Origin of the sequence: Clostridium sp. AF12-41 (assembly GCF_003461685.1) — a bacterium.
Classification (GTDB): Bacteria; Bacillota; Clostridia; order Lachnospirales; family Lachnospiraceae; genus Otoolea; species Otoolea fessa.
The window spans coordinates 1-2781 of the sequence record NZ_QTXO01000012.1 but is presented as its reverse complement, the minus strand read 5'-3'; the positions used below and the strand labels follow the sequence as shown (position 1 = coordinate 2781).

Here is a 2781-nt window from a genome sequence, read left to right as displayed (position 1 = left end):
AAAACAAGCAATTATTAATTGTAAACACCATAAGCCAAAGATGCAACGCTATGCATCTGAGAGGAACACCGTACCCGCGGTGTGAATCAATTGGTTAAGCTAATAAGAGCGCAGGGTGGATGCCTTGGCACTAAGAGCCGATGAAAGACGTGATAAGCTGCGAAAAGCTTCGGGGAGGAGCAAATATCCATTGATCCGGAGATATCTGAATGGGGAAACCCGGCTGAGAAGACCTCAGTCATCCATACGCCAATACATAACGTATGGAAGGGAACCCGCTGAACTGAAACATCTAAGTAGGCGGAGGAAGAGAAAGAAACATCGATTCCCAAAGTAGCGGCGAGCGAAATGGGAAGAGCCCAAACCAGAGTGCGTGCACTCTGGGGTTACGGACTGCATAAGTGAGCTGATTCGTTAATGGAACGGTCCTGGAAAGACCGGCCAGAGAGAGTGAAAGCCTCGTACATGAAAACGATAAGCAACGGCAGGATCCAGAGTACCGCGAGACACGTGGAACCTTGCGGGAATTCGGGGGGACCACCCCCCAAGGCTAAATACTCCTTAGTGACCGATAGCGCATAGTACTGTGAAGGAAAGGTGAAAAGGACCCCGGGAGGGGAGTGAAAGAGAACCTGAAACCCTGTGTTTACAAGCTGTGGAAGCACGTTAAGGTGCAACCGCGTACTTTTTGTAGAACGGTCCGGCGAGTTGCGGATGCTGGCGAGGTTAAGGAGTAAAGCTCCGGAGCCGAAGCGAGAGCGAGTCTTAATAGGGCGTAAAGTCAGCATGTGCAGACCCGAAACCGGGTGACCTATCCATGTCCAGGTTGAAGTTCCCGTAAAAGGGAATGGAGGACCGAACGCACATCCGTTGAAAAGGGTGGCGATGAGGTGTGGATAGGGGAGAAATTCCAATCGAACCCGGAGATAGCTGGTTCTCCTCGAAATAGCTTTAGGGCTAGCCTCGTATTAGTTTAGCGGAGGTAGAGCACTGAATTTCCTAGGGGGCGTCAAAGTCTACCGAAGAATATCAAACTCCGAATGCCGCATAAATGATGTACGGGAGTCAGACTGCACGAGATAAGTTGGGTAGTCAAAAGGGAAAGAGCCCAGACCTACAGCTAAGGTCCCAAAGTGTGTGTTAAGTGGAAAAGGATGTGGGATTTCGAAGACAACTAGGATGTTGGCTCAGAAGCAGCCACACATTCAAAGAGTGCGTAATAGCTCACTAGTCGAGAGGTCCTGCGCCGAAAATGTCCGGGGCTAAAACACAACACCGAAGCTTAGGAATGTAATTATACATTGGTAGAGGAGCATTCTTAAAGAGACGAAGCAGTACCGATAAGGAGCTGTGGATTTTTAAGAAGAGAGAATGCCGGAATGAGTAGCGAGATGGAGGTGGGAATCCTCCAGGCCGAATATCTAAGGTTTCCAGAGTAAAGCTGATCTGCTCTGGGTAAGTCGGGGCCTAAGGCGAGGTCGAAAGACGTAGTCGATGGATAACAGGTTGAAATTCCTGTACTGCATATCATCAGAACTGTGGGGACACAGAGAGATACCGGAACCTGGGAATGAAGATACCAGGGCAAGCGAGGTAGGTGCTAAGTTGGCAAATCCGCTTAGTAAGCCGAAGACGTGATGCGGAGCGAACAAAAGTAGTGAAGTCCGGGATTCGAGCTGTCGAGAAAAGCCGCTATTGTGTGATATGTACCCGTACCGTAAACCGACACAGGTGGATGAGGAGAGAATCCTAAGGCCGGCGGGAGAAGCATTGTTAAGGAACTCGGCAAAATGACCCTGTAACTTCGGGATAAAGGGTGCCACAGAGATGTGGCCGCAGAGAATAGGCTCAAGCAACTGTTTAGCAAAAACACAGGTCTATGCGAAACCGAAAGGTGAGGTATATGGGCTGACGCCTGCCCGGTGCTGGAAGGTTACGAGGAGAGGTTAGAGCAATCGAAGCTTTGAATCTAAGCCCCAGTAAACGGCGGCCGTAACTATAACGGTCCTAAGGTAGCGAAATTCCTTGTCGGGTAAGTTCCGACCCGCACGAAAGGCGTAATGATTTGAGCGCTGTCTCGACAATGCACCCGGTGAAATTGAAATACCAGTGAAGATGCTGGTTACCTGCGCCAGGACGGAAAGACCCCATGGAGCTTTACTCTAGCTTGATACTGGGATTCGGTACTGCATGTACAGGATAGGTGGGAGACTTTGATGACAGGACGCCAGTCTTGTCGGAGTCGCTGTTGGGATACCACCCTTGTGGTACTGGATTTCTAACCAACCTCCGTGACCCGGAGGTGGGACAATGTCAGGTGGGGAGTTTGACTGGGGCGGTCGCCTCCGAAAGGGTATCGGAGGCGCTCAAAGGTTCCCTCAGAATGGTTGGAAACCATTCAAAGAGTGCAAAGGCAGAAGGGAGCTTGACTGCGAGACCGACGGGTCGAGCAGGTACGAAAGTAGGACTTAGTGATCCGGTGGTAGAAAGTGGGATTGCCATCGCTCAACGGATAAAAGCTACCCTGGGGATAACAGGCTTATCACTCCCAAGAGTTCACATCGACGGAGTGGTTTGGCACCTCGATGTCGGCTCATCGCATCCTGGGGCTGAAGTAGGTCCCAAGGGTTGGGCTGTTCGCCCATTAAAGCGGTACGCGAGCTGGGTTCAGAACGTCGTGAGACAGTTCGGTCCCTATCCGGCGCGGGCGTAGGATATTTGAGAGGAGCTGCCCTTAGTACGAGAGGACCGGGGTGGACTGGCCTCTGGTGTATCTGTTGA

Annotated in this window: 1 rRNA gene; it reads left to right on the top strand. The window is 51.2% G+C overall.

The features are described from left to right. Window positions 1-92 precede the first annotated feature (92 nt). Window positions 93-2781, top strand: a 23S ribosomal RNA gene (locus DWV73_RS12610); the annotation flags it as partial.